This is a genomic window from Franconibacter pulveris, from assembly GCF_056780215.1.
Genome location: NZ_CM165555.1, coordinates 4,099,988 through 4,119,180, shown reverse-complemented (window position 1 = coordinate 4,119,180; position 19,193 = coordinate 4,099,988). Strand labels below are relative to the sequence as shown.

Annotated in this window: 19 protein-coding genes and 2 tRNA genes; 18 read left to right on the top strand and 3 right to left on the bottom strand. The window is 53.6% G+C overall.

The window, feature by feature from the left end; all coding sequences use genetic code 11:
- The first annotated feature begins 199 nt into the window (after nucleotides 1–199).
- From rplU to cgtA, 4 genes are all read left to right on the top strand, one after another.
- Complete coding sequence (gene rplU, locus ACU4F7_RS19420) at nucleotides 200–511, top strand: 50S ribosomal protein L21 (protein WP_004385077.1); 312 nt, start codon at nucleotides 200–202, stop codon at nucleotides 509–511.
- An 18-nt stretch (nucleotides 512–529) separates the two neighbouring features.
- Nucleotides 530–787 (top strand): 50S ribosomal protein L27, encoded by a 258-nt coding sequence (gene rpmA / locus ACU4F7_RS19415; RefSeq protein WP_024549632.1) that lies wholly within the window; start codon nucleotides 530–532, stop codon nucleotides 785–787.
- A 92-nt stretch (nucleotides 788–879) separates the two neighbouring features.
- Nucleotides 880–1,845 (top strand): DMT family transporter, encoded by a 966-nt coding sequence (locus ACU4F7_RS19410; RefSeq protein ID WP_029590296.1) that lies wholly within the window; start codon nucleotides 880–882, stop codon nucleotides 1,843–1,845.
- 16 nt (nucleotides 1,846–1,861) lie between these two features.
- Nucleotides 1,862–3,034 carry an Obg family GTPase CgtA gene (gene cgtA / locus ACU4F7_RS19405; RefSeq protein ID WP_481637591.1) on the top strand — a complete coding sequence of 391 codons (1,173 nt, stop codon included), beginning with the start codon at nucleotides 1,862–1,864 and terminating at the stop codon, nucleotides 3,032–3,034.
- 71 nt (nucleotides 3,035–3,105) lie between these two features.
- Here the strand turns inward: cgtA and ACU4F7_RS19400 are convergent, their stop codons facing one another.
- The gene (locus tag ACU4F7_RS19400) at nucleotides 3,106–3,783 is read right to left on the bottom strand and encodes a response regulator (RefSeq protein WP_481637590.1); all 678 of its coding nucleotides are present in this window, start codon (nucleotides 3,781–3,783) and stop codon (nucleotides 3,106–3,108) included.
- Between the two features lie 3 nt (nucleotides 3,784–3,786).
- Nucleotides 3,787–5,220 carry a serine-type D-Ala-D-Ala carboxypeptidase gene (gene dacB, locus ACU4F7_RS19395; RefSeq protein WP_481637589.1) on the bottom strand — a complete coding sequence of 478 codons (1,434 nt, stop codon included), beginning with the start codon at nucleotides 5,218–5,220 and terminating at the stop codon, nucleotides 3,787–3,789.
- 248 nt (nucleotides 5,221–5,468) lie between these two features.
- Between dacB and greA the strand changes: the two genes are divergently transcribed.
- Complete coding sequence (gene greA, locus ACU4F7_RS19390; RefSeq protein WP_024559286.1) at nucleotides 5,469–5,945, top strand: transcription elongation factor GreA; 477 nt, start codon at nucleotides 5,469–5,471, stop codon at nucleotides 5,943–5,945.
- A gap of 148 nt (nucleotides 5,946–6,093) precedes the next feature.
- On the opposite strand, the gene yhbY is transcribed toward greA, so the two are convergent.
- Nucleotides 6,094–6,387: a ribosome assembly RNA-binding protein YhbY gene (gene yhbY / locus ACU4F7_RS19385; protein WP_024554655.1), complete on the bottom strand. Its 294-nt coding sequence runs from the start codon at nucleotides 6,385–6,387 to the stop codon at nucleotides 6,094–6,096.
- Nucleotides 6,388–6,509: 122 nt separating this feature from the next.
- Here yhbY and rlmE point away from each other — a divergent pair, with 122 nt between their 5' ends.
- From rlmE to rpsO, 13 genes are all read left to right on the top strand, one after another.
- The gene (rlmE, locus tag ACU4F7_RS19380) at nucleotides 6,510–7,139 is read left to right on the top strand and encodes a 23S rRNA (uridine(2552)-2'-O)-methyltransferase RlmE (protein ID WP_024554656.1); all 630 of its coding nucleotides are present in this window, start codon (nucleotides 6,510–6,512) and stop codon (nucleotides 7,137–7,139) included.
- A gap of 56 nt (nucleotides 7,140–7,195) precedes the next feature.
- Nucleotides 7,196–9,127: an ATP-dependent zinc metalloprotease FtsH gene (gene ftsH / locus ACU4F7_RS19375; RefSeq protein WP_024559287.1), complete on the top strand. Its 1,932-nt coding sequence runs from the start codon at nucleotides 7,196–7,198 to the stop codon at nucleotides 9,125–9,127.
- 90 nt (nucleotides 9,128–9,217) lie between these two features.
- A complete protein-coding gene (folP, locus tag ACU4F7_RS19370; protein ID WP_481637588.1) occupies nucleotides 9,218–10,066 on the top strand; it encodes a dihydropteroate synthase in 849 nt (282 codons plus the stop codon).
- Nucleotides 10,059–11,396, top strand: a complete 1,338-nt coding sequence (glmM, locus tag ACU4F7_RS19365) for a phosphoglucosamine mutase (RefSeq protein ID WP_481637587.1) — start codon at nucleotides 10,059–10,061, stop codon at nucleotides 11,394–11,396. Before folP ends, glmM begins: the two co-directional genes overlap by 8 nt.
- Nucleotides 11,397–11,620: 224 nt before the next feature.
- Nucleotides 11,621–11,953, top strand: coding sequence for a preprotein translocase subunit SecG (gene secG, locus ACU4F7_RS19360; RefSeq protein WP_029590313.1), 333 nt, complete (start codon nucleotides 11,621–11,623; stop codon nucleotides 11,951–11,953).
- A gap of 42 nt (nucleotides 11,954–11,995) precedes the next feature.
- Nucleotides 11,996–12,082: transfer RNA gene (locus ACU4F7_RS19355), tRNA-Leu, on the top strand.
- A gap of 59 nt (nucleotides 12,083–12,141) precedes the next feature.
- A tRNA-Met gene (locus tag ACU4F7_RS19350) sits at nucleotides 12,142–12,218 on the top strand.
- A gap of 210 nt (nucleotides 12,219–12,428) precedes the next feature.
- Entirely contained in the window at nucleotides 12,429–12,881 is a 453-nt protein-coding gene (rimP, locus tag ACU4F7_RS19345) for a ribosome maturation factor RimP (RefSeq protein ID WP_024559291.1), read from the top strand.
- Nucleotides 12,882–12,908: 27 nt separating this feature from the next.
- A complete protein-coding gene (nusA, locus tag ACU4F7_RS19340) occupies nucleotides 12,909–14,396 on the top strand; it encodes a transcription termination factor NusA (protein WP_029590315.1) in 1,488 nt (495 codons plus the stop codon).
- Between the two features lie 24 nt (nucleotides 14,397–14,420).
- On the top strand, nucleotides 14,421–17,129 hold the full coding sequence (gene infB / locus ACU4F7_RS19335; RefSeq protein WP_029590317.1) for a translation initiation factor IF-2: 2,709 nt from the start codon (nucleotides 14,421–14,423) through the stop codon (nucleotides 17,127–17,129).
- A gap of 65 nt (nucleotides 17,130–17,194) precedes the next feature.
- The gene (rbfA, locus tag ACU4F7_RS19330) at nucleotides 17,195–17,596 is read left to right on the top strand and encodes a 30S ribosome-binding factor RbfA (protein WP_024559294.1); all 402 of its coding nucleotides are present in this window, start codon (nucleotides 17,195–17,197) and stop codon (nucleotides 17,594–17,596) included.
- Nucleotides 17,596–18,540 (top strand): tRNA pseudouridine(55) synthase TruB, encoded by a 945-nt coding sequence (gene truB / locus ACU4F7_RS19325; protein ID WP_481637586.1) that lies wholly within the window; start codon nucleotides 17,596–17,598, stop codon nucleotides 18,538–18,540. Before rbfA ends, truB begins: the two co-directional genes overlap by 1 nt.
- A gap of 152 nt (nucleotides 18,541–18,692) precedes the next feature.
- Nucleotides 18,693–18,962 carry a 30S ribosomal protein S15 gene (gene rpsO, locus ACU4F7_RS19320; protein WP_024552689.1) on the top strand — a complete coding sequence of 90 codons (270 nt, stop codon included), beginning with the start codon at nucleotides 18,693–18,695 and terminating at the stop codon, nucleotides 18,960–18,962.
- Nucleotides 18,963–19,193 lie beyond the last annotated feature (231 nt).

The following is a 19,193-nucleotide window of genomic DNA, read 5'->3' as shown; positions in this document are numbered from 1 at the left end:
ATGGATTGTAAATGTAGTACAGATTGTACCGGAAAAATGCGGCAGATAAACGCTGCCGTAGGAGTTGCGTTTTTTTTCCGCGTTGATTAACGATCAGACTTGTCAAAGCCTCACGATTTGCGTAATATTCGCGCCCTATGTGAATATTTATAGCGCACTCTGAACATACAGAAGGCGTGCGCGGAAAGCGGAGTTTTATATGTACGCGGTTTTCCAAAGTGGTGGTAAACAACACCGAGTAAGCGAAGGTCAAACCGTTCGCCTGGAAAAGCTGGACATCGCAACTGGCGAAACTGTTGAGTTCGCTGAAGTTCTGATGATCGCAAACGGTGAAGATGTCAAAATCGGCGTTCCTTTCGTTGATGGCGGCGTAATCAAAGCTGAAGTTGTTGCTCACGGTCGTGGCGAGAAAGTTAAAATCGTTAAGTTTCGTCGTCGTAAACACTACCGTAAGCAGCAGGGCCATCGTCAGTGGTTCACTGATGTGAAAATCACTGGCATCAGCGCTTAATACAGGGGAGCAGATTAAATGGCACACAAAAAGGCTGGCGGCTCAACTCGTAACGGTCGCGATTCAGAAGCTAAACGCCTGGGCGTAAAACGTTTCGGCGGTGAAGCAGTACTGGCTGGCAGCATCATCGTTCGTCAGCGTGGCACCAAGTTCCACGCAGGCACCAACGTTGGTTGCGGCAAAGACCACACTCTGTTCGCTTTGACTGACGGTAAAGTTAAGTTCGAAGTTAAAGGCCCGAAAAACCGTAAATTCATCAGCATCGTTGCTGAATAAGTTTTTCGTGTCCCGGTAACGGATAAAGCCCCGCAACGTGTTGCGGGGCTTTTTACATTCCGCATCCGGCAAATTTGCGCAGGGACCCAGACATGAAACAGCAGGCGGGAATAGGCATTCTTCTGGCCCTCACCACAGCGATGTGCTGGGGAGCGCTGCCTATCGCGATGAAACAGGTACTCACGGTAATGGCGCCGCCGACGGTGGTGTTTTACCGATTCCTGATGGCCTCTATTGGTCTTGGGATCATTCTTGCGCTGCGAGGCAAGCTTCCGCCGCTGCGGATGTTCCGCAAGCCGCGTTGGCTGGTATTACTGGCTATCGCGACGGGAGGGCTGTTCGGTAACTTTATTCTGTTCAGCTCTTCCCTGCAGTACCTGAACCCTACGGCGTCTCAGGTTATAGGGCAGCTTTCGCCGGTTGGGATGATGGTGGCGAGCGTCATCATTCTAAAAGAGAAGATGCGCGGCACGCAGGTCATCGGCGCCATCATGCTGCTTTGCGGGTTGGTCATGTTTTTTAATACCAGCCTGATTGAGATCTTTACGCGTCTGACCGACTACACCTGGGGTGTTATCTTTGGCGTCGGCGCGGCGACAGTGTGGGTCAGTTATGGGGTCGCGCAAAAAGTTTTATTGCGTCGTCTGGCTTCGCAACAGATCCTGCTTTTGCTGTACACTTTATGTACTATCGCGTTATTGCCGCTGGCTGAACCTTCGGTCATTTTTGCTTTAAGCCCGTGGCAACTGGCCTGCCTGATTTTTTGCGGGGTAAATACGCTGGTAGGGTACGGTGCGCTGGCGGAAGCGATGGCGCGCTGGCAGGCGGCGCAGGTTAGCGCATTGATTACGCTGACGCCGTTGTTCACCCTGTTGTTCTCAGATTTGTTATCTGTTGCCTGGCCCGACTTCTTCGCCAGACCGATGCTTAACCCGCTGGGTTATCTCGGCGCGTTTGTCGTGGTTGCGGGCGCGATGTATTCCGCCATCGGTCACCGTCTCTGGGGACGGTGGCGCAAAAACGAAGCGGTAGTGACGCTACCCCGTTCGGGCGAATGATTTACGGAGAAGTAAAATGAAGTTTGTTGATGAAGCAACGATTCTGGTCGTAGCAGGCGATGGCGGCAACGGCTGTGTGAGCTTCCGTCGCGAAAAATATATACCTAAAGGCGGGCCGGACGGCGGCGATGGCGGCGATGGCGGCGACGTATGGCTGGAAGCGGACGAAAACCTCAACACGCTTATCGACTACCGTTTTGAGAAATCATTCCGCGCCGAACGCGGGCAGAACGGCCAGAGCCGCGACTGTACCGGCAAGCGTGGGAAAGATGTCACAATCAAAGTCCCGGTCGGCACGCGCGTTATCGATCAGGGCACTGGCGAAACCATGGGCGATATGACTAAGCATGGTCAGCGCCTGATGGTGGCGAAAGGCGGCTGGCATGGTCTTGGCAACACGCGCTTTAAATCATCGGTTAACCGTACGCCGCGTCAAAAAACGATGGGTACGCCGGGTGAAAAGCGTGACTTGCAGCTTGAGCTGATGCTGCTGGCGGACGTCGGCATGTTGGGTCTGCCTAACGCAGGCAAATCAACCTTTATCCGCGCGGTTTCCGCAGCCAAACCGAAAGTCGCAGACTATCCGTTTACCACCCTGGTGCCAAGTCTTGGCGTGGTGCGTATGGATAATGAGAAAAGCTTTGTCGTTGCTGATATCCCGGGCCTGATTGAAGGTGCCGCGGAAGGCGCTGGCCTGGGTATCCGCTTCCTCAAGCACCTTGAGCGCTGCCGCGTGTTGCTGCACCTTATCGATCTGGCGCCTGTTGATGAATCAGACCCGATCGAAAACGCCCGCATTATTATTGGCGAGCTGGAAAAGTACAGCGAAAGCCTGGCGAAAAAGCCGCGTTGGCTGGTATTCAACAAGATTGACCTGTTGGATCGCGAAGAAGCGGAAGCGCGTGCGAAAGCTATCGCGCAAGCGCTGGGCTGGGAAGGGAAGTACTACCTTATCTCGGCTGCAAGCCAGCTTGGCGTGAAAGATCTCTGCTGGGATGTGATGTATTTCATCATTGAGAACCCGATCAAGCAGGAAGAAGAGGCGAAGCAGCCAGAGAAAGTCGAATTCATGTGGGACGATTACCACCGTCAGCAGCTTGAAGAGATAGAAGAAGAAGCTGAAGAAGAGTGGGATGACGACTGGGATGAAGACGACGACGAAGGCGTTGAGTTTATCTACAAACGTTAAAGAAAAGCCGGGATATCCCGGCTTTTTTTATGAGCTGTGGCTGAACTCGCCCCGCGCAAGCAAGCCCTGCGCTAGTTTTCTATATCCAGCCTGTAACCCACGCCACGAACGGTTTTTATCGCCGCTTTGCCAAGCTTGCGACGCAAATTGTGAATATGCACTTCAAGCGTGTTAGAACCCGCCTCATCCCGACCGCGCATCTCTTCCAGCAGGTTTTCGCGACTGACGGTTTCGCCCGGCAGAGCCGTCAGTCGCGCCAGCAGCGCATATTCAAGCGGCGTAACGTCGACAGGCTGCGTTTTAAAGAGAACCTGCTGCGTTTGCGGGTTCAGCGTTAATCCTTCGCTGCGTGAAGAGGGGGCGGGCTGCGTAATGGTTTCGGTTTGCGCCGGATAGCGCCGTAAAATTGACTGTACCCGGCCCCACAACTCATCGTGTTCAAAAGGTTTCGTCAGGTAGTCGTCCGCGCCCGCGTCCAGGCCATAGACGCGTTCCGCCAGCGCGCCTTGCTCCGTGAGGATCAGCACAGGGGCGCGAATTCCGCTACGCCGCCACTGAGCAAGCAGGGCAATCCCATCCCTGTCCGGCAAACTCAGGTCGAGGATAATCAGCCCGTAAGCGTGCTGCTGCACCAGGATATCCGCTTCAGCGGCGGACGCCGCGCAGACAGGTTGATCGCCCTCGGTCACAAACGCCAGCGCCATGCTTTCCTGCAACGGCAAATCATCTTCAACTATCAGCAGATTCATAAATTAATTGTTCTGATAAATATCCCTGTAGAGACGACTCTCGAAGCGCGCCAGAGGCACGCGACGCGTACGCTGGTCGGCTGGCTCCACGGCGTACCCGGAAAGGTACTGGATGAAAGCCATACGCTGACCGCTGGCGGTGGTAATGAAACCCGCCAGGTTGTAAACCCCTTGCAGCGACCCCGTTTTTGCTGAAACTTTACCGTCAACACCAGCTTCGTGCAGGCCGGCACGGTATTGCAGCGAACCGTCATGGCCCGCCAGCGGCAGCATGGAGATAAAGTTAAGCTGGCTGTCGTTCTGCGCAATATATTGTAGCGCCTGCATCATGGTGGCTGGCGAAATAAGATTATGGCGAGACAAGCCGGAGCCATCCACTACGATACTGTTGCCTAAATCAACGCCGGCTTTCTGACGCAGGATCTGGCGCACGGCATCCGCTCCTGCGCGCCAGGTGCCTTGTACCCCATAAAAGTTTCGGCCAATGGTGCGAAACACCGTGTCGGCAATCATGTTGTCTGACTTTTTGAGCATGATTCTGAGCAAGTCATGCAGCGGCGCGGATTGCTTGCTGGCGAGCACCGTTCCTGGCTGATTCGCCTGCGTTTGTCTGAGCAGCGTGCCGCTATAGCTGATGCCCGCTTCCTTCAGTTCCGCCTTCAAAATAGCGCCGGCATAACTGGCGCCATCCTGAATAGCGAAAGCAAGCGGCAGCGGGTCTGCGCGCTGCACCATACAGCCTGTCAGCGTGTAACGGTTAAGATCGCCCGGCACCACATCCAGTTCGCAGTATTGCGCGTCAGATGAGCCGCGGGGCAGAGTGCGCACCTGGCTGAACATCGTCACGGGGTAATAAGAGGCGATACGGATGAAGGCAAGATCGTTAGCTTTCGGGGCGCTGTAGAGCGAAACCGAAAAACAGTTGCGATCGACAATTGCGGCGGCGGGCGGCGCGCTGAAGCACTGCGTCATGTCATTCCACGGCCAACCAGGCGCCTTGTCATGACTCGCAAAAACCGAGGTGTCGATCAGGACATTGCCTTCGATTTTTTGTATGCCGGCGCGCTTAAGCGCCGCCACCATATTACGAAGATCCTGACGTTTGAATGTCGGATCGCCATCAAACCGCGCGATAAGATCGCCTTTAAGCACGCCATTATCTACCTCGCCGCGGCTTTCAAGCGTCGTGGTAAAACGATAATCCGGGCCCAGCTGTAGCAAGGCCGCCAGCGCAGTGATCACTTTTTGCGTACTGGCCGGCAAAGCCATCTGCTGGCTGTGATAATCAATCTGCGGAGCGGATGCGCCGATTTTCTGCACCATCAGGGCGAGATTCGCGCCAGCGGGTAACTGATTGATATATTCTTCTACATTGGCGGCACTGGCATTCAACGCTACACTTGTGGTTAATCCGATAACAAATCTGGAAAATCGCATAATCTCGCGGTTACAACCTGAAAACGTGCCGCCATACTAAGGCGCTTCGCCCTGGAAAGTAAACGATGACCCCCAGGGAACTTCAGGTTAAAATACGTATCAAATTGCAAAACTGATGCTGACCTGGAGCTTTGTCTCCGGGTCAGTTTTCTTTTGTTTCTCGCCCGGGAAAAGCAGGATCTGCCGGGCTGACGTGCAGCCGGAGCGGGCTGTGACCGTTTCGAACAGGACAGTGAGAGGTATAACAAATGCAACCTATTCCGATGACCTTACGTGGCGCTGAAAAATTGCGCGAAGAGCTGGATTTTCTGAAATCGGTTCGCCGCCCTGAAATCATCGCTGCTATCGCCGAAGCGCGTGAGCATGGCGATTTGAAAGAGAACGCTGAATATCACGCCGCGCGTGAACAGCAGGGGTTCTGCGAAGGGCGCATCAAGGATATTGAAGCCAAGCTCTCGAATGCGCAGGTAATCGATATCACGAAGATGCCAAACAATGGGCGCGTAATTTTTGGCTCGACGGTAACCGTGCTTAACCTTGATAACGATGAAGAACAAACCTATCGCATCGTTGGCGATGATGAGGCGGATTTCAAACAGAACCTGATCTCTGTGAACTCGCCAATCGCGCGCGGTCTGGTAGGCAAAGAGCTGGACGATGTGGTGGTGATCAACACCCCTGGCGGCCAGGTTGAATTTGAAATCGTGAAGGTAGAGTACCTCTGATTTCTGCTACGCTCAGAAAAAGCGAAGCATTGTAAAGAAAGGAAAAAGGCCGCAAAGCGGCCTTTTATCAACAAACGGAGCGTGGCATTTTGCTCGTTCGCCACCAAAAAAAACTATTTTCGCTTACTTTTTCAGCAAAAATAATTTTTTAGCGCGGCAGTGAAATTTTACGTTCCGCAGTCGGGCGATAAAGCACCAGCGTTTTACCGATGACCTGTACATTACAGGCGCCGGTTTCACGCACGATGGCTTCCACGATCAAGGTTTTGGTTTCGCGATCTTCAGTGGCGATTTTCACCTTGATTAACTCATGGTGCTCAAGCGCTTGTTCAATCTCGGCCAGCACCCCCTCGGTTAAACCATTGTTGCCAAGCATGACCACTGGCTTGAGCGGATGGGCTAACCCTTTCAGGTGCTGTTTTTGTTTAGTACTCAGATTCATCGTATTTTTTGCTTACGTTGGGATTGAAAACGGTTCATTCTACCGCCATCTCCCAAATATCGCCAAATGGCAACGTGGGTTTTTGAGCCTGCGGCTCACGATGAACCCGGATGGAATGTGAAATGACAGGTAAAAAGCGTTCTGCCAGCTCCAGTCGCTGGCTTCAGGAACACTTTAGCGATAAATATGTTCAACAGGCTCAGAAAAAAGGGTTGCGTTCCCGAGCCTGGTTTAAACTTGATGAAATACAGCAGAGTGACAAGATTTTTAAGCCAGGAATGACAGTAGTCGATCTTGGCGCAGCTCCCGGTGGCTGGTCACAGTACGTGGTGACGCAAATCGGTGGCACGGGCCGCATCATCGCCTGCGATCTTTTACCTATGGATCCTATTGTTGGTGTGGACTTTCTTCAGGGCGATTTTCGTGATGAATTAGTCATGAAAGCGCTTCTGGAACGTGTAGGTGACAATAAAGTACAGGTTGTCATGTCAGATATGGCACCGAACATGAGCGGAACGCCGGCTGTCGATATCCCCCGCGCTATGTATTTGGTGGAATTAGCGCTCGAAATGTGTCGGGATGTATTGGCACCGGGCGGAAGTTTTGTTGTGAAGGTGTTTCAGGGCGAAGGTTTCGATGAGTACCTGCGGGAAATTCGCTCCCTGTTTACGAAGGTCAAAGTTCGTAAACCGGACTCTTCTCGTGCCCGTTCACGTGAAGTGTACATTGTAGCGACCGGGCGTAAACTATAGTACCCTGACGCTGTTTGTTAACACAGTTGTAATATGAGGTTAATCCCTTGAGTGACATGGCGAAAAACCTAATACTCTGGCTGGTCATCGCAGTTGTGCTGATGTCAGTATTCCAGAGCTTTGGGCCCAGCGAGTCGAATGGCCGTAGGGTGGATTACTCTACCTTCCTGCAAGAAGTGAATCAGGACCAGGTTCGCGAAGCGCGTATCAACGGACGTGAAATCAACGTTACCAAGAAAGATAGTAACCGATACACGACTTACATCCCTGTAAACGATCCCAAGCTGCTTGATAACCTCCTGACTAAAAACGTTAAAGTGGTTGGCGAACCGCCTGAAGAGCCGAGCCTGCTGGCTTCTATCTTCATCTCCTGGTTCCCTATGCTTCTGCTGATTGGGGTCTGGATATTCTTCATGCGCCAGATGCAGGGCGGCGGTGGCAAGGGTGCCATGTCGTTCGGTAAGAGCAAGGCGCGCATGCTGACGGAAGATCAGATCAAAACCACTTTTGCAGACGTTGCGGGTTGCGATGAAGCGAAAGAGGAAGTCGGCGAACTGGTGGAATACCTGCGCGAGCCGAGTCGTTTCCAGAAGCTGGGCGGTAAAATTCCAAAAGGCGTTCTGATGGTGGGCCCGCCGGGTACCGGTAAAACCTTGCTGGCAAAAGCTATCGCCGGTGAAGCTAAGGTGCCTTTCTTCACGATTTCCGGTTCTGACTTTGTTGAAATGTTTGTGGGTGTGGGTGCTTCCCGCGTTCGCGACATGTTCGAGCAGGCTAAAAAAGCCGCGCCGTGCATCATCTTTATCGATGAAATCGACGCCGTAGGCCGCCAGCGTGGCGCAGGTCTTGGCGGCGGTCACGACGAACGTGAACAGACGCTGAACCAGATGCTGGTAGAAATGGACGGCTTCGAAGGCAACGAAGGCATTATCGTTATCGCCGCGACTAACCGTCCGGATGTGCTGGACCCGGCGCTGCTGCGTCCCGGCCGTTTCGACCGCCAGGTTGTGGTTGGTCTGCCGGACGTACGTGGCCGCGAACAGATCCTGAAAGTGCATATGCGTCGCGTGCCGCTGGCGCCGGATATCGATGCCGCGATCATCGCGCGTGGTACGCCTGGTTTCTCCGGTGCGGATCTGGCGAACCTCGTGAACGAAGCTGCGCTGTTTGCCGCACGCGGCAATAAGCGTGTTGTTTCGATGGTCGAGTTCGAGAAAGCGAAAGACAAAATCATGATGGGCGCGGAACGTCGCTCCATGGTGATGACGGAAGCGCAGAAAGAGTCAACCGCGTATCACGAAGCCGGTCATGCCATTATTGGCCGCCTGGTGCCGGAACATGATCCGGTGCATAAAGTCACGATTATTCCACGTGGCCGCGCGCTGGGCGTGACCTTCTTCCTGCCTGAAGGCGACGCTATCAGCGCCAGCCGTCAGAAACTGGAAAGCCAGATCTCTACGCTGTATGGCGGCCGTCTTGCAGAAGAGATTATTTACGGCGCTGAGCATGTCTCTACGGGTGCGTCTAACGACATTAAGGTCGCGACCAACCTGGCGCGTAACATGGTTACGCAGTGGGGCTTCTCAGACAAACTCGGTCCGCTGCTTTATGCGGAAGAAGAGGGTGAGGTATTCCTCGGCCGCAGCGTGGCGAAAGCCAAACATATGTCCGATGAAACTGCGCGGATCATCGACCAGGAAGTGAAAGCGCTGATTGAACGTAACTACAATCGCGCGCGTCAGATCCTGAACGATAACATGGATATCCTGCACGCCATGAAAGATGCGCTGATGAAGTATGAAACCATCGACGCACCGCAGATTGACGACCTGATGGCGCGCCGTGACGTGCGTCCGCCAGCAGGCTGGGAAGATCCAGGCGCTAACAATAACGACAGCAGCGGTACGCCTCGCGCGCCGCGTCCGGTTGATGAGCCTCGTACCCCGAACCCAGGCAATACTATGTCTGAACAATTCGGCGATAAGTAAGTGGTTAGAAACGCGCTGTCGCAGTAAATTAAAACCCCGGCTTGTCCGGGGTTTTCGTTTTTGTAAACCTCTAGTCTCAAGGGACCAGCAATGAAACTCTTCGCTCAGGGTTCAACCCTCGATCTCTCACATCCTCATGTCATGGGCATCCTTAACGTTACGCCAGACTCCTTTTCTGACGGCGGACAGCACAATACGCTGGTGGAAGCGGTAAAGCATGCCAACGCTATGATTAACGCCGGCGCGACCATTATTGACGTGGGGGGCGAGTCAACGCGGCCCGGGGCGGCGGAAGTGAGTGTGGAAGAAGAGCTTGCTCGCGTGATTCCGGTGGTGGAAGCGCTGGCGCAACGGTTTGAAATCTGGATCTCTGTCGATACCTCTAAACCTGAAGTGATCAGGGAAGCGGCGAGAGTAGGCGCTCACATTATTAATGACATCCGCTCACTCCAGGAGCCCGGCGCGCTTGAAGCCGCCGCAAAGACAGGTTTGCCGGTTTGCCTGATGCATATGCGGGGACAGCCAAAAACTATGCAGGAGGCGCCGCGTTACGAAGATGTGTTTGCGGATGTAGAAGAGTTTTTCCAACAACATATCGCTCGCTGCGAGGCGGCCGGGATCACACGCGATAAAATCCTGCTCGACCCGGGGTTCGGTTTCGGTAAAAATCTCACCCATAACTACGAGCTTCTTGCCCGTCTCGGTGAATTTCATCACTTTGGGTTACCGCTGTTGGTGGGAATGTCGCGTAAAAGTATGGTGGGTCAATTGCTTAATGTCGGACCCGATCAGCGGCTTTCCGGCAGCCTTGCGTGTGCAGTCATCGCGGCGATGCAAGGCGCACAAATCGTGAGGGTTCACGATGTAAAAGAAACCGTGGAAGCGATGCGCGTGGTAGAAGCTACTCTTTCAGCGAAGGATAAGAAACACTATGAGTAACCGTAAATATTTTGGAACTGATGGTATCCGTGGCCGCGTGGGCGACGCGCCGATTACGCCGGATTTTGTTCTGAAACTGGGTTGGGCTGCCGGAAAAGTGCTGGCGCGTCACGGCTCGAAGAAAGTCATTATTGGTAAAGATACGCGCATCTCTGGCTATATGCTGGAATCCGCACTGGAAGCCGGGCTTGCCGCGGCAGGCTTATCCGCCTCTTTTACCGGCCCAATGCCAACGCCTGCGGTGGCCTATCTGACCCGCACCTTTCGTGCCGAGGCGGGTATCGTCATTTCTGCCTCGCATAACCCCTTCTATGATAACGGCATTAAATTCTTCTCTATCGACGGTACTAAGCTGCCGGATGAAGTAGAAGAAGCTATCGAAGCGGAGATGGAAAAAGAGATCAGCTGCGTCGATTCCGCGGAGTTGGGTAAAGCCAGCCGTATCGTGGATGCGGCGGGGCGCTATATTGAATTTTGCAAGGCGACGTTCCCGAATGAACTGAACCTCAATCACCTGAAAATTGTGGTGGACTGTGCGAACGGCGCGACTTACCACATTGCGCCGAATGTCTTTCGCGAGCTGGGTGCTCAGGTCATTACTATTGGCTGCGAGCCCGATGGCGTGAATATCAACGAGAAATGCGGCGCAACAGACGTGCGCTTGCTGCAGGAAAAGGTGATTGCAGAAAAAGCGCATCTTGGCATCGCCTTTGACGGCGATGGTGACCGTGTCATTATGGTTGACCATGCCGGTAATAAGGTCGACGGCGACCAAATCCTTTATATCATTGCCCGCGAAGGGCTGCGTCAGGGACAGCTTCGCGGCGGCGTGGTAGGCACGCTGATGAGCAATATGGGTCTTGAGGTTGCGCTGAAGCAGCTTGGCATCCCGTTTGCGCGCGCGAAAGTAGGCGACCGCTACGTGCTCGAGAAAATGCAGGAGAAAGGCTGGCGCATCGGTGCGGAAAACTCCGGCCACGTTATACTGCTGGATAAAACCACTACCGGCGACGGCATTGTGGCGGCGCTGCAGGTATTGACGGCAATGGCGCGTAATCACATGAACTTGCAGGATCTTTGCAGCGGCATGAAGCTCTTCCCGCAAGTATTGGTTAACGTACGCTTTACGGCAGGCAGCGGCGATCCGCTGGAACATGAACGCGTTAAAGCCATTACTGCTGATGTTGAGTCTACCCTTGGCAATCGTGGGCGAGTGCTGCTTCGTAAATCCGGCACCGAACCGCTTATCCGCGTCATGGTGGAAGGCGAAAACGAAGAACAAGTGACTGAATTTGCCCACCGCATCGCCGATGCTGTAAAAGCGGCTTAACGCGTTCAACGGTTAAAAAGACGGCTGCGGTCGTCTTTTTCTTGTTCAATTACAGCGCTTTTGCCGTTTTTTTCCGCAGTTGATTCAATAACAAAAAAATGCCCTTGCACAGGTCATTCGCTTTCGTTAGTATTCACACCCGCTTCAGGAGGGAATGACAAATACCTCCGCGCTATTGGTTTGAAGCAATTGGCTGCGGTTACCCCGCAAGGAACAGGTTAATTATGTACGAAGCTCTTTTGGTAGTTTTCCTTATTGTAGCGCTGGCCCTGGTTGGTCTGATTATGCTGCAACAAGGTAAAGGCGCTGATATGGGAGCCTCCTTTGGTGCAGGCGCTTCCGCCACGCTGTTCGGTTCAAGTGGTTCTGGTAACTTCATGACCCGTATGACAGCTATCCTGGCGACGCTGTTCTTCATCATCAGCCTGGTACTGGGTAACATTAACAGCAACAAAACCAATAAAGGAAGCGAGTGGGAAAACCTGAGCCAGCCAGCAAAAACTGAGCCGACTCAGCAAACCGCACCGGTTCAGCCGAGCAGCGATATCCCGCGTTAATTTGTCAGCTTCGCGCAGTAAACAGAATACTGCGCACATAGTGCCGAGGTGGTGGAATTGGTAGACACGCTACCTTGAGGTGGTAGTGCCCGATTGGGCTTACGGGTTCAAGTCCCGTCCTCGGTACCAAATCCCAGCAAAATTTGCTTTTTTCACGTAATAGGCGTAGTATTTGCCACGTTTTCGGACGCGGGGTGGAGCAGCCTGGTAGCTCGTCGGGCTCATAACCCGAAGGTCGTCGGTTCAAATCCGGCCCCCGCAACCACTTTCCCTGAGAGTTGTTTTTCAAATATCCTGTGGAGAAGCTATACTTCTTCACTTCCGTTTTTGAAAAAAATTCTCCGGAAGGTAGTCCGGGCCGCAGTTGCGGTTTACAGGGTTCAGTTATTAAAAGCCCCGATTTATCGGGGTTTTTTGTTATCTGACTAAAGAATAACTGGGCTATAGGCCCTTTTTTTATGTCTTGGGGGTGGGCTTGTCCACATTAGAGCAAAAATTAACAGAGATGATTACGGCACCAGTGGAAGCGCTGGGCTATGAACTCGTCGGCATCGAATTTATTCGCGGTCGCACATCGACGCTGCGCATCTATATTGATAGTGAAGATGGCATCACTGTTGACGATTGTGCTGATGTCAGCCACCAGGTAAGCGCCGTACTGGATGTGGAAGACCCCATCACAGTAGCTTACAACCTGGAAGTCTCCTCGCCGGGTCTCGAGCGTCCGTTGTTCACTGCCGAACACTACACCCGTTATATTGGCGAAGAAGCCACGCTTGTACTGCGCATGGCGGTTCAGAACCGTCGTAAATGGCAGGGCATCATCAAAGCCGTAGATGGCGAGATGATTACCGTAACGGTCGAAGGCAAAGATGAAGTGTTCGCGCTGAGCAATATTCAGAAAGCGAACCTGGTTCCCCACTTTTAATAGTCTGGATTGAGGCGAAGGCCCCCGATGAACAAAGAGATTTTGGCTGTTGTAGAAGCAGTTTCTAACGAAAAAGCGGTTCCGCGCGAAAAAATTTTTGAAGCGCTGGAAAGTGCCCTGGCCACGGCAACCAAGAAAAAATATGAGCAAGAGATTGATGTGCGCGTAAGCATCGATCGCAAAAGCGGTGATTTCGACACTTTTCGTCGTTGGGTAATTGTAGAAGAAGTGACCCAGCCGACCCGCGAAATCACGCTGGAAGCTGCGCGTTTTGAAGATCCGAGCCTGAATGTCGGCGATTACGTGGAAGACCAGATTGAATCTGTGACTTTTGACCGCATTACTACTCAGACCGCCAAGCAGGTTATCGTTCAGAAAGTCCGTGAAGCGGAACGCGCGATGGTGGTGGATCAGTTCCGTGAGCACGAAGGCGAAATCATCACCGGCGTGGTCAAGAAAGTAAATCGCGACAACATTACACTTGATCTGGGTAGCAACGCTGAAGCGGTTATCCTGCGTGAAGATATGCTGCCGCGTGAAAACTTCCGTCCGGGCGACCGCTTACGCGGCGTGCTTTACGCCGTTCGTCCGGAAGCGCGCGGCGCGCAGCTTTTCGTAACCCGCGCCAAGCCGGAAATGCTGATTGAGCTTTTCCGTATCGAAGTGCCAGAAATCGGCGAAGAAGTTATCGAGATTAAAGCAGCTGCCCGCGATCCGGGTTCCCGCGCCAAAATCGCAGTAAAAACCAACGACAAACGTATCGACCCGGTTGGCGCTTGCGTTGGTATGCGTGGCGCGCGCGTTCAGGCGGTTTCCACGGAGCTTGGCGGCGAACGTATCGATATCGTGCTGTGGGACGATAACCCGGCTCAATTCGTGATTAACGCGATGGCGCCGGCCGATGTCGCTTCTATTGTTGTTGATGAAGACAAGCACACCATGGATATCGCTGTAGAAGCGGGCAACCTGGCGCAGGCTATCGGTCGTAACGGTCAGAACGTGCGTCTGGCTTCTCAGCTGAGCGGCTGGGAACTCAACGTCATGACCGTTGAAGATCTGCAGGCTAAGCACCAGGCGGAAGCCCATGCGGCGATTGATACGTTTACCCGTTACCTCGATATCGACGAAGATTTCGCGACCGTCCTGGTGGAAGAAGGTTTCTCCACGCTCGAAGAACTGGCTTATGTGCCGATGAAAGAGCTGCTGGAAATCGACGGCCTCGACGAGGATACCGTGGAAGCTTTACGCGAACGCGCCAAAAATGCGCTCACTACCCTGGCGCTTGCGCAGGAAGAGAGCCTCGGCGACAACAAACCAAGCGAAGATCTGCTGAACCTTGAAGGTATGGATCGCACTTTGGCCTATAAACTGGCCGCACGCGGTGTTTGTACGCTGGAAGACCTCGCCGACCAGGGCGTGGACGATCTGGCTGATATTGAAGGCCTGAGCGATGAGAAAGCCGGTGAGCTTATCATGGCGGCCCGTAATATTTGCTGGTTTGGCGACGAAGCGTAATAAACTGTAGCAGGAAGGAACAGCATGACTGATGTAACCGTAAAAGCGCTGGCCGCAGAGATTCAGACCTCCGTGGACCGCCTGGTACAGCAATTCGCTGATGCAGGGATCCCGAAGTCGGCTGATGATTCTGTGACAGCACAAGAGAAACAAACTTTACTGGCGCACCTGAACCGCGAACATGGTTCAGGGCCAGATAAATTGACGTTGCAGCGCAAAACGCGCAGTACACTAAATATTCAGGGTACCGGTGGGAAAAGTAAATCGGTACAGATCGAAGTCCGCAAAAAACGCACCTTTGTAAAACGTGATCCGCTGGAGGCTGAACGTCTCGCCGCGGAAGAACAGGCGAAGCGTGAGGCGGAAGAGAATGCCCGTCGTGAAGCAGAGGAAGCTGCCAAACGTGAGGCAGAGGAAAAAGCAAAGCGTGAAGCCGCCGAAAAAGCGAAGCGCGAAGCTGAAGAACAGGCTAAACGCGAAACTGCTGATAAGGCGAAACGCGAAGCTGCGGAAACGAGCAAAGTGAGCAATCAACAATCTGACGAAGTGACCAAAAGCGCTCAGGCGGAAAAATCCCGCCGTGAAGCGGAAGCCCTTGAGCTTAAGCGTAAAGCTGAGGAAGAGGCGCGTCGAAAACTCGAAGAGAACGCCCGTCGCGTAGCAGAAGAGGCACGTCGCATGGCGGAAGAGAATGCCAATCGTTGGGAAGAGTCCAGCGAGCCGGAAGATACCAGCGACTATCACGTCACTACGTCACAGCATGCTCGCCAGGCTGAAGATGATAATGACCGTGAAGTAGAAGGTGGTCGTGGTCGTGGTCGCACCGCTAAAGCGCCGCGGCCGAAGAAAGGCAACAAACATTCCGAATCTAAGGCCGATCGTGAAGAAGCGCGTGCAGCGGTTCGCGGCGGTAAAGGCGGAAAACAGCGTAAAGGCAGCTCTCTGCAGCAAGGTTTCCAGAAACCTGCGCAGGCTGTTAACCGTGACGTTGTGATTGGCGAAACCATCACCGTTGCCGAACTGGCGAACAAAATGGCGGTGAAAGGCTCTCAGGTCATCAAAGCGATGATGAAACTGGGCGCCATGGCGACCATCAACCAGGTTATCGATCAGGAAACCGCGCAGCTGGTTGCTGAAGAGATGGGCCACAAAGTTATCCTGCGTCGTGAAAACGAACTGGAAGAAGCGGTAATGAGCGACCGCGATACTGGGGCTCAGGCTGAGCCGCGTGCGCCGGTTGTGACCATTATGGGTCACGTTGACCACGGTAAAACCTCTCTGCTTGACTACATTCGCTCTACTAAAGTAGCGTCTGGCGAAGCGGGCGGCATTACCCAGCACATCGGTGCGTACCATGTACAGACCGACAACGGCATGATCACCTTCCTGGATACCCCGGGCCACGCCGCGTTTACCGCGATGCGTGCGCGTGGTGCGCAGGCAACGGATATCGTGGTACTGGTTGTGGCGGCAGACGACGGCGTAATGCCGCAGACTATCGAAGCTATCCAGCACGCGAAAGCGGCGCAGGTGCCGGTAGTGGTTGCGGTAAACAAAATCGATAAGCCGGAAGCCGATCCGGATCGCGTGAAAAACGAACTTTCCCAGCACGGTATCATTCCGGAAGAGTGGGGCGGCGATTGCCAGTTCGTACACGTTTCTGCGAAAGCGGGTACCGGTATTGACGACCTGCTGAATGCTATCCTGCTGCAGGCGGAAGTTCTGGAACTGAAAGCCGTGCGTAAAGGCATGGCGAGCGGCGTCGTTATCGAATCTTTCCTCGATAAAGGTCGTGGTCCGGTTGCTACCGTTCTGGTTCGCGAAGGCACGCTGAACCGTGGCGATATCGTGCTGTGTGGCTTTGAATACGGCCGCGTGCGTGCGATGCGCAACGAATTAGGCCAGGAAGTGCAGGAAGCGGGTCCGTCCATTCCGGTGGAAATCCTGGGCCTTTCCGGCGTTCCGGCGGCAGGTGATGAAGTCACCGTCGTTCGCGACGAGAAGAAAGCACGTGAAGTTGCGCTGTATCGTCAGGGCAAATTCCGCGAAGTTAAGCTGGCGCGTCAGCAGAAATCCAAACTGGAAAACATGTTCGCCAACATGACTGAAGGCGAAGTGTCTGAAGTGAACATCGTGCTGAAAGCCGACGTTCAGGGTTCTGTGGAAGCTATCTCCGACTCGCTGCTGAAACTGTCTACCGACGAAGTGAAAGTGAAAATTGTCGGCTCCGGCGTAGGTGGCATCACCGAGACCGACGCCACTCTGGCGGCTGCGTCCAACGCTATTCTGGTTGGCTTTAACGTGCGTGCTGATGCGTCTGCTCGCCGCGTGATTGAAGCGGAAAGCCTGGATCTGCGTTACTACTCCGTCATCTATAACCTGATCGACGAAGTGAAAGCGGCGATGAGCGGCATGCTTTCTCCGGAACTCAAACAGCAGATTATCGGTCTGGCCGAAGTGCGTGATGTCTTTAAATCACCGAAATTCGGCGCAATCGCTGGCTGTATGGTTACCGAGGGCGTGGTTAAGCGTCACAACCCAATCCGCGTACTGCGCGACAACGTGGTTATCTATGAAGGCGAGCTGGAATCCCTGCGCCGCTTCAAAGATGACGTCAACGAAGTCCGTAACGGTATGGAATGTGGTATCGGCGTTAAGAACTACAACGATGTCCGCACTGGCGATATGATCGAAGTCTTCGAAGTCATTGAGATCCAGCGCACCATCGCCTGATAGCGACCGCGCAACAGCATTATCAGGGGGGCCAGGTGCCCCCCGCTTTGTCTGGAGAATTAACTATGGCAAAAGAATTTGGCCGCCCGCAGCGCGTAGCGCAGGAGATGCAAAAAGAGATCGCCATTATCCTGCAGCGTGAAATCAAAGATCCGCGCCTGGGCCTGATGACGACCGTTTCCGGTGTGGAAGTCTCCCGCGATCTGGCTTATGCCAAGGTCTATGTCACCTTCCTCAACGATAAAGATGAAGCCGCCATTAAAGCGGGTATTAAAGCGTTGCAGGACGCTTCCGGCTTTATCCGCACGCTGCTGGGTAAAGCGATGCGTCTGCGCATCGTGCCGGAACTGACTTTCTTCTACGACAACTCGCTGGTTGAGGGCATGCGCATGTCCAACCTGGTGACAAATGTCGTTAAGCACGACGAAGCGCGTCGTGTTAACTCGGACGACGACAAGGAGGAGTAATGAGTCGTCCTCGTCGTCGCGGCCGTGATATTCATGGCGTGTTGTTGCTGGATAAGCCGCAGGGGCTCTCCTCCAATGACGCGTTGCAAAAAGTAAAGCGCATCTATAACGCCAACCGCGCCGGGCATACTGGCGCGCTGGACCCGCTGGCGACCGGCATGCTGCCGATTTGCCTCGGAGAAGCGACGAAGTTCTCTCAGTATCTGCTTGATTCAGATAAGCGTTATCGCGTCATCGCTCGCCTTGGGCAGCGTACCGACACCTCTGATGCTGATGGCAACGTGGTGGAAGTGCGGCCGGTAACGTTCAGCGATGAGCAACTCGCCAGCGCGCTGGAAAGCTTTCGGGGCGATACGATGCAAGTGCCCACTACGTTTTCGGCACTAAAATATCAGGGTAAGCCGCTTTACGAATATGCGCGTCAGGGCATAGAAGTGCCGCGCGAGCCGCGTCCGATTACCGTCTATGAGCTGCTGTTCATTCGTCACGAAGGGGATGAGCTGGAGCTGGAAGTGCATTGTTCGAAGGGCACTTACATTCGTACTATCATTGATGATCTCGGCGAAAAGCTCGGCTGCGGCGCGCATGTGATTTTTCTGCGCCGCCTGGCCGTAAGCAAATATCCGATAGATCGGATGGTTACGCTTGAGCAACTGACATCACTGGCCGAGCAGGCAGAGGCGCAGGGGACTCCAGCGTCCGAACTGTTGGACCCGTTGCTGATGCCGATGGACAGCCCTGCCGCCGATTATCCGGTAGTAAACATCCCGTTAACGTCAGCTGTTTACTTTAAGAATGGTAATCCGGTACGTACAGCGGGCGCGCCGCAGGAAGGTCTGGTACGTGTCACCGAAGGCGAGGAAGGAAAGTTCCTCGGCATGGGTGAAATTGACGATGAAGGCCGTGTCGCGCCGCGCCGTCTGGTGGTTGAATATCCGGCGTAGGATTTCGGCTTACCTTGCGATACGCAGGGGAGGCGAGTAGAATATTGCCGCTTAACGTTGTGCAAATTGTTTAACAATTTACAGGCGTTAAACATGGGATTGCTGAATTAGAGATCGGCATCCTTTCATTCTTTTTACTTTGGAGTTTTAAAATGTCTCTAAGCGTTGAAGCTAAAGCTAAAATCGTTTCTGAGTTTGGTCGTGGTGCTAACGACAGCGGTTCTACCGAAGTTCAGGTTGCTCTGCTGACTGCACAGATTAACCACCTGCAGGGCCACTTTGCAGAGCACAAAAAAGATCACCACAGCCGTCGTGGTCTGCTGCGCATGGTTTCTCAGCGTCGTAAACTGCTCGACTACCTGAAACGTAAAGATGTTGCACGCTACACCGCGCTGATCGAGCGTCTGGGTCTGCGTCGCTAATTCTTGCGAGTTTCAGAAAAGGGGGCCTTTACGGCCCCTTTTTTCGACCCGGCGGCAGCAATTCTCTGGAAACTAATGTATTGTTGCTAAGAATGATCTTCATTGCAGAGGTTCGCGCGGCTAATGAGAGGCTTCATCCGCAAAGGCGGATTAGGGTTGTCATTAGTCGCGAGGATGCAAAGAAGGTCGGGTATAATCAGCACGGCCCTGGGCGTGCTGTTGTTCATTAAG

Coding starts and splice junctions, on each gene's coding strand:
- rplU (WP_004385077.1), top strand. CDS start 200: ATGTACGCGGTTTTCCAAAGTGGTGGTAAACAACACCGAGTAAGCGAA.
- rpmA (WP_024549632.1), top strand. CDS start 530: ATGGCACACAAAAAGGCTGGCGGCTCAACTCGTAACGGTCGCGATTCA.
- ACU4F7_RS19410 (WP_029590296.1), top strand. CDS start 880: ATGAAACAGCAGGCGGGAATAGGCATTCTTCTGGCCCTCACCACAGCG.
- cgtA (WP_481637591.1), top strand. CDS start 1,862: ATGAAGTTTGTTGATGAAGCAACGATTCTGGTCGTAGCAGGCGATGGC.
- ACU4F7_RS19400 (WP_481637590.1), bottom strand. CDS start 3,783: ATGAATCTGCTGATAGTTGAAGATGATTTGCCGTTGCAGGAAAGCATG.
- dacB (WP_481637589.1), bottom strand. CDS start 5,220: ATGCGATTTTCCAGATTTGTTATCGGATTAACCACAAGTGTAGCGTTG.
- greA (WP_024559286.1), top strand. CDS start 5,469: ATGCAACCTATTCCGATGACCTTACGTGGCGCTGAAAAATTGCGCGAA.
- yhbY (WP_024554655.1), bottom strand. CDS start 6,387: ATGAATCTGAGTACTAAACAAAAACAGCACCTGAAAGGGTTAGCCCAT.
- rlmE (WP_024554656.1), top strand. CDS start 6,510: ATGACAGGTAAAAAGCGTTCTGCCAGCTCCAGTCGCTGGCTTCAGGAA.
- ftsH (WP_024559287.1), top strand. CDS start 7,196: ATGGCGAAAAACCTAATACTCTGGCTGGTCATCGCAGTTGTGCTGATG.
- folP (WP_481637588.1), top strand. CDS start 9,218: ATGAAACTCTTCGCTCAGGGTTCAACCCTCGATCTCTCACATCCTCAT.
- glmM (WP_481637587.1), top strand. CDS start 10,059: ATGAGTAACCGTAAATATTTTGGAACTGATGGTATCCGTGGCCGCGTG.
- secG (WP_029590313.1), top strand. CDS start 11,621: ATGTACGAAGCTCTTTTGGTAGTTTTCCTTATTGTAGCGCTGGCCCTG.
- nusA (WP_029590315.1), top strand. CDS start 12,909: ATGAACAAAGAGATTTTGGCTGTTGTAGAAGCAGTTTCTAACGAAAAA.
- infB (WP_029590317.1), top strand. CDS start 14,421: ATGACTGATGTAACCGTAAAAGCGCTGGCCGCAGAGATTCAGACCTCC.
- rbfA (WP_024559294.1), top strand. CDS start 17,195: ATGGCAAAAGAATTTGGCCGCCCGCAGCGCGTAGCGCAGGAGATGCAA.
- truB (WP_481637586.1), top strand. CDS start 17,596: ATGAGTCGTCCTCGTCGTCGCGGCCGTGATATTCATGGCGTGTTGTTG.
- rpsO (WP_024552689.1), top strand. CDS start 18,693: ATGTCTCTAAGCGTTGAAGCTAAAGCTAAAATCGTTTCTGAGTTTGGT.